This is a genomic window from Streptomyces durbertensis (genome assembly GCF_014156695.1).
Lineage (GTDB): Bacteria > Actinomycetota > Actinomycetes > Streptomycetales > Streptomycetaceae > Streptomyces > Streptomyces durbertensis.
The window spans coordinates 1-6,209 of sequence record NZ_WMLF01000328.1; the positions used below are offsets into that span (position 1 = coordinate 1).

At 72.5% G+C, this 6,209-nt stretch carries 4 protein-coding genes; 1 reads left to right on the top strand and 3 read right to left on the bottom strand.

The window, feature by feature from the left end; translation table 11 throughout:
• Together GL263_RS19335 and GL263_RS19340 are read right to left on the bottom strand one after the other, a co-directional pair.
• Positions 1-2,213: MMPL family transporter (locus GL263_RS19335; protein ID WP_182856996.1), on the bottom strand; the 2,213-nt coding region annotated here is incomplete at its 3' end.
• Between the two features lie 135 nt (positions 2,214-2,348).
• Positions 2,349-3,014, bottom strand: coding sequence for a TetR/AcrR family transcriptional regulator (locus GL263_RS19340; RefSeq protein WP_228456658.1), 666 nt, complete (start codon positions 3,012-3,014; stop codon positions 2,349-2,351).
• Between the two features lie 250 nt (positions 3,015-3,264).
• Between GL263_RS19340 and GL263_RS19345 the strand changes: the two genes are divergently transcribed.
• Positions 3,265-4,014 (top strand): MerR family transcriptional regulator, encoded by a 750-nt coding sequence (locus GL263_RS19345; protein WP_182856997.1) that lies wholly within the window; start codon positions 3,265-3,267, stop codon positions 4,012-4,014.
• 54 nt (positions 4,015-4,068) lie between these two features.
• Here GL263_RS19345 and GL263_RS19350 read toward each other — a convergent pair.
• A partial coding sequence (locus tag GL263_RS19350; RefSeq protein WP_182856998.1) for a 3-hydroxyacyl-CoA dehydrogenase NAD-binding domain-containing protein occupies positions 4,069-6,209 on the bottom strand: 2,141 nt, incomplete at its 5' end.

The window sequence follows — 6,209 nt, forward strand, 5'->3', positions numbered from 1 at the left end:
GTCTTGGCGAGGGCTTCGCCCTCGACGTCCACCGAGGGGAGGGCGCGGTCCAGCCACTTCGGGAGCCACCAGGCGGAGCGGCCGAGGAGGGCCAGCACCGCCGGGACGATCGCCATCCGGACGACAAAGGCGTCGAAGAAGACGGCGATGGCGAGACCGAAGCCCATCATCTTGATCATCGGCTCGTCGGAGGCGATGAAGCCGGCGAAGACGCTGATCATGATGACCGCGGCGGCGGCGACCACGCGGGCGCCGTGGGTGAAGCCGGTGACGATCGCCTCGTGCGGCGACTCGCCGTGTACGTAGGCCTCGCGCATCCGGGTGACGAGGAAGACCTCGTAGTCCATGGCGAGGCCGAAGACGACGCCCACGAGGAAGATCGGGGCCATGGAGACGATCGGGCCGGTCTGGGAGACGCCCAGGAGGTCGGCGAGCCAGCCCCACTGGAAGACCGCGACCACCGCGCCGAGCGCGGCCAGCACCGAGAGCAGGAAGCCGAGGGCGGCCTTGAGCGGCACGAGCACGGACCGGAAGACGACCATCAGCAGCAGGAAGGCCAGGCCGACGACGAGGGCGAGGTAGGGCACCAGCGCGTCGTTGAGCTTCTCGGAGAAGTCGATGTTCATCGCCGTGGCGCCGGTGACGAGGGCTTCGGCGCCGGTGTCCGCGCGGCTGTCGGCGGCGGTGTCGCGGATGGCGTGGACGAGGTCCTCGGTCTCCTTGGCGGTGGGGCCGGTGGCGGGGACGACTGTCAGCAGCGCGGTGTTCCCGGCTTCGTTGAACTGGGGTTCGGTGACCATCAGGACGCCGTCGAGTGCGCCGACGCGTTCGGCGACGCGGCCGACGGCGCGCTGCGGGTCGGCGTCGACGCCTGTGGTGTCGACGACCAGCATGAGCGGGCCGTTGGCGCCGGGGCCGAAGTTCTCCGACAGCAGGTCGTAGGCGCGGCGCTGGGTGGTCTCCTCGGCGCGGGAGCCGTCGTCGGGCATGCCGAGTTCGAGCTGGGTGGCCGGGACGGCGATGGCGCCGAGGCCGATGACGGCGGTGAGCAGCACGGCGACCGGGCGGCGGAGGACGAGGCGGGCCCAGCGGGTGCCGAGCGCGGGCCGGGAGTCGGTGTCCGGGGTGGCGGGGTCGGCGCCGGCGTCGGGTGTGTCGGCGTCGGCGGGTGCGGCGCCGGCTTCCGCCGCCGCGTGGCGGGCGCGGCGGCCGAGTACCCGGTCGCCGGCGAAGCCGAGCACGGCCGGGACGAGGGTGACGGCGACGAGGACGGCGATGGCGACGGTCGCGGCGGCGGCGAGGCCCATCTTGGTGAGCATCGGCACGCCGACGACCGCGAGTCCGGCGAGGGCGATGAGCACGGTGAGGCCGGCGAACACCACGGCGGAGCCGGCGGTGCCGACGGCGCGGCCGGCGGCGGTCTCGCCGTCGTGTCCGGCGGCCCGTTCGGCGCGGTGGCGGGAGACGATGAACAGGGCGTAGTCGATGCCGACGGCGAGGCCGATCATCGCGGCGAGGATGGACGTCGTGCCGTCGAGGTCGAGGACGCTGCCGAGGGCGAGGATGCCGCTCACTCCGATGCCGACGCCGACGAGCGCGGTGACGAGCGGCATGCCGGCGGCGACGAGTGAGCCGAAGGTGATGACCAGGACGACGGCGGCGACCATGACGCCGACGATCTCGCCGGCGCCGGTGGCGGGCGGTGTCTCCAGGGCGGTGCCGCCGGTCTCGACGGTCAGTCCGTCGGCGCGGGCGGCGTCGGCTATGGCGAGCAGCTTGTCCTGGGACTCCTCGGGGACGTCGCCCATGCCGCGCTCGTAGGTGACGCGGGCGTAGGCGGTGCGGCCGTCCTCGCTGAGGGCCTTGACGGTGTAGGGGTCGGCGACGGCGACGACCTCGGGGTCCTTGGCGAGGCGGGCGACGGTGCGGTCGATGGTGGCCTTGTGGGCGCCTTCGGTGATCGTCTCGCCCTTGGGGGCCTGGAAGACCATCTGGGCGGTGGCGCCGTCCGCGTGGCTCTGCGGGAAGCGCTCGTCGAGGAGGTCGAAAGCGCGCTGGGCCTCGGTGCCGGGCATGGAGACGTTCATGCCGGGGGTGGAGGTGGCGGTGGCGGCGGCGCCGCCGACGGCGAGCAGCAGCGCCACCCAGATGAGGGCGACCAGCCGTCGGCGCCGGTAGGAGAACCGGCCGAGTGAGGCGAGGAACGTGGCCACGGGGGCAACTCCCGTCGGGTTCGGGGCGTGACGGACCGCCCCGTCGGCGCCGATGGCGGCGGCGGGTGGGTCCCTGTGCGGTTGTCGGTCGGCCCGTGAGGGCAGGGGCCGACGCGGAAGGACGAAGAAAGTGGGTCAGTCAGTGGGTCGATCGGTGGGCGGCGGTGTGTCGGTGAGGCCGAGGAGCGGTACCGCGACCTCGTCGACAAATCCGACGAGGTAGTCCTCGTCGACCTCGATCATGTCGATGGCCGGTCTGGCGAAGAGCAGGCCGAAGAACATGTGGGGCAGGTAGTCGGCCGCGGGCGGCACCTCGGCGAGTTCGCCGCGTTCAACCGCTTTTTCCAACAGGCCGCGGAACGCGTTGAGTTCGGGCTCGATGACGGTCTCGCGCATCGCGCGGGCGAGCTCCGGGTCGTTCTGCGCGGACTGGCCCACGGCGCGCATGAGCGCGGTGTCCTTGGCGGCGTCGCGGGCGGCCCAGCGCGCCAGCTCGCGCATGCTGTCGACGAGGTTCTCCCCTTGCAGCTCCTCGAACGGCGGCGGCGCGGCGCCGCAGCAGTCGAGCGCCGCGACGACCAGCTGCGGCTTGCTGCCCCACTGGCGGTACAGCGTGGCCTTGCTCGACTTGGTGCGGGCGGCGACGGCGTCCATCGTCAGGGCGTCGTAGCCGACCTCGCGGAGCAGGTCGAGCACGGCGTCGTAGAGCTCGCGCTCCCGCTCCGGGGTGATCTTGCTTCGCCCGGACCGGCGGGCGGTGCCCGTGGTGTCGCGGACCGGCATTGCGTTCTCCTCGCTCATACGGCTCATTCAAGCCGAAGGACCAAGCCGACAGATCAGGTCGAGCACCGCCTCATCGAAACGGTGTCGTTCTCGAAGCAGCGTAGAGCCGCTTCTTGCGAAACGCAAGCGGATCGATACTCGCCCGTTTCGAAACTCTCCCGTGTCTCGATCCGGGTTTCACAGAAGCGGTGAGACAGCGATACTGCTGCGCAGGTCCCGACCAGACGGGAGCGGAGAACAGGCACCACCGGAGCGAGAGGCACCGCGCATGACCGAGCACGCCGAGGGAGCGACGCTCACCGTCGACGAACTGGCGGCCCGCGCCGGGGTGACCGTGCGGACGATCCGCTTCTACAGCACCCGGGGTCTGCTGCCGCCGCCGCGCATCGGCCCGCGCCGGGTGGGCCGCTACGGCGAGGACCACCTCGCGCGGCTGGCGCTCATCGAGGAGCTGCAGAGCCAGGGCATGACGCTGTCGGCGATCGAACGCTACCTCCAGCGGCTCCCGGAGGACATGACGGCTCAGGACCTGGCCGTGCACCGGGCGCTGGTCGCCTCCTGGATGCCGGACACCACCGACGAGGTCACCCGCGAGCAGTTGGAGCGGCGGGCCGGGCGTCCGCTGGAGGAGAGCGACCTGCGGCGGCTGGAGTTGCTGAACGTGCTGGAGCGCACCGACGAGCCCGGGCGCTTTGTCGTCGACCCGGGGCTGCTGCCGCTGGGCGTGCGGCTGCTGGAGCTGCCGATGTCGCAGGAGTCGGTGCTGGCGGCCCGGCAGGTGCTGCTCGACCACGCCCGGCAGGTGGCGCGGGAGCTGAGCAAGCTGTTCCGCGAGGAGGTGTGGGAGCCCTACCGGGAGCAGGAGCCGGACGCGGAGCAGGTGGAGCGGATGAAGTCGCTGTCGGCGCACATGCAGCCGCTCGTCGTCCAGGCGCTGCTGACGGCGTTCCAGCGCTCGCTGCGGGAGGAGCTGCGGGGCGCGTTCCCCAAGGAGCGCGCCCCGAGGCTGGGCGGCTGAGCGCGCACGGGTCGGCCCGCCCCGCGAGGCACGGCGGGCCGACCCGGCGGTGGCTCACGCGTCGGTGAAGACCTCGCCGCGCTCGGCCTTCTCCCGCAGCAGTCGCGGCGGGGTGAAGCGGTCGCCGTAGCGGGCGCGCAGCTCCTCGGCCCGGGCGACGAAGCCGGGCAGGCCGCCGGGGTAGCCGTTGACGTACTGGAGGGCGCCGCCGGTCCACGGCGGGAAGCCGATGCCCATGATCGAGCCGATGTTGGCGTCCGCGACGGAGGTCAGCACACCCTCCTCCAGGCAGCGCACGGTGTCCAGCGCCTCGGCGAACAGCATCCGCTCCTTCATGTCCTCGAAGGGGACGTCGGGGGCCGGGTCCTTGGTGAAGTGCTCCCGCAGGCCGGGCCACAGGCGGGTGCGCCGGCCGTCCTCGTACTCGTAGAAGCCGGCGCCGCCGCTGCGGCCGGGGCGGCCGAACTCGTCGACCATCCGGTCGATGACCTCCTCCGCCGGGTGCCTGGGCAGTTCGCGGCCCTCGGCCTCCAGCGCGGCGCGGGTCTCGTCGCGGATGCGGCGCGGCAGGGTCAGCGTCAGCTCGTCCATGAGGGAGAGCACCTTGGCCGGGTACCCGGCCTGGGCGGCGGCCTGCTCCACGGACGCCGGCTCCACGCCCTCCCCGACCAGCGCCACGCCCTCGTTGAGGAACTGGCCGATGACGCGGGAGGTGAAGAAGCCGCGTGAGTCGTTGACGACGATCGGCGTCTTGTTGATCTGCCGGACGAGGTCGAAGGCGCGGGCCAGCGCCTCGTCACCGGTCTTGGCGCCGCGCACGATCTCCACCAGCGGCATCTTGTCCACCGGGGAGAAGAAGTGGAGGCCGACGAAGTCCGCCTGGCGCTCCACGCCCTCGGCGAGGCCGGTGATGGGCAGGGTGGAGGTGTTGGAGCACAGCAGCGCGTCGGGGGCGACGACGTGCTGGATCTCCTGGAACACCTTGTGCTTGAGTTCGGCGTTCTCGAAGACGGCCTCGATGACGGCGTCGCAGCCGGCGAGGTCGGCCGGCTCGGCGGTGGGGGTGATGCGGGCCAGCAGCGCGTCCGCGTCCTCGCGGCTGCTACGGCCCTTGGCGACGGCCTTCTCGACCAGCCCGCGCGCGTAGTCCTTGCCCTTCTCGGCCGCCTCGACGCTGACGTCCTTGAGTACGACCTCGATGCCGGCCTTCGCGCAGCTGTAGGCGATGCCGGCGCCCATCATGCCGGCGCCGAGCACCGCCGCCCGCCGCACCGTCCGCTGCTCGGGCCCGGCGGGGCGGCTGGCACCGGCGTTGACGGCCCTCAGGTCGAAGAAGAACGCCTGGATCATGTTCTTGGAGGTCTGACCGACGACCAGTTCGGTGAAGTACCGGCTCTCGATGGTCTGCGCGGTGTCGAAGTCGACCTGGGAGCCCTCGACCGCCGCCGCCATGATCCGCTGCGGCGCCGGGTAGGGGGCGCCGCCGGTCTGCTTGGTGAGGTTGGCGGGGAACGCCGGCAGGTTGGCGGCGAACTTCGGCTGGGCGGGCGTGCCGCCGGGGATGCGGTGGCCGGGCACGTCCCAGGGCTGCCTGGCCTCGGGGTGGGCGTCGATGAACGCCACGGCGCGGGCGAGGAGTTCGGCCGGGTCGGTGACCACCTCGTGGACCAGGCCCTTCTCGCGGGCGCGGGCGGGGTGGTACTGCTGGCCCTGCAGCAGCACGTTCAGCAGCGCGTCGGCGATGCCCAGCAGCCGTACCGTGCGGACGACGCCGCCGCCGCCCGGCAGCAGTCCCAGCGTCGCTTCGGGCAGGCCGATCTTCGCGCCGGGGGTGTCGAGCGCGACGCGGTGGTGGCAGGCGAGGGCGACCTCCAGGCCGCCGCCGAGGGCGGTGCCGTTGATCGCCGCGACGACGGGGCGGCCCAGGGTCTCCAGGCGGCGCAGGTCCCGCTTCATGCCCATGCCGCGCGCGAAGACCTCCTCGGCGTCCTCGGGTCCGGCACTGCTCAGCAGCCGCAGGTCACCGCCGGCGAAGAAGGACTTCTTGGCGGAGGTGAGCACCACGCCCCGGATGTTCTCCCGCTCGGCCTCCAGCCGGTCGACAACGGCGGTCAGCGAGTTGATGAAGCCCGCGTTCATGGTGTTGGCGGACTGGTCGGGGTCGTCCAGCACGAGGGTGACGACGTCGTCGGTGC

Bases quoted from the DNA above. Each gene is read 5' to 3' on its own strand.
- GL263_RS19340 (WP_228456658.1), bottom strand. From the start codon at position 3,014: ATGAGCGAGGAGAACGCAATGCCGGTCCGCGACACCACGGGCACCGCC.
- GL263_RS19345 (WP_182856997.1), top strand. From the start codon at position 3,265: ATGACCGAGCACGCCGAGGGAGCGACGCTCACCGTCGACGAACTGGCG.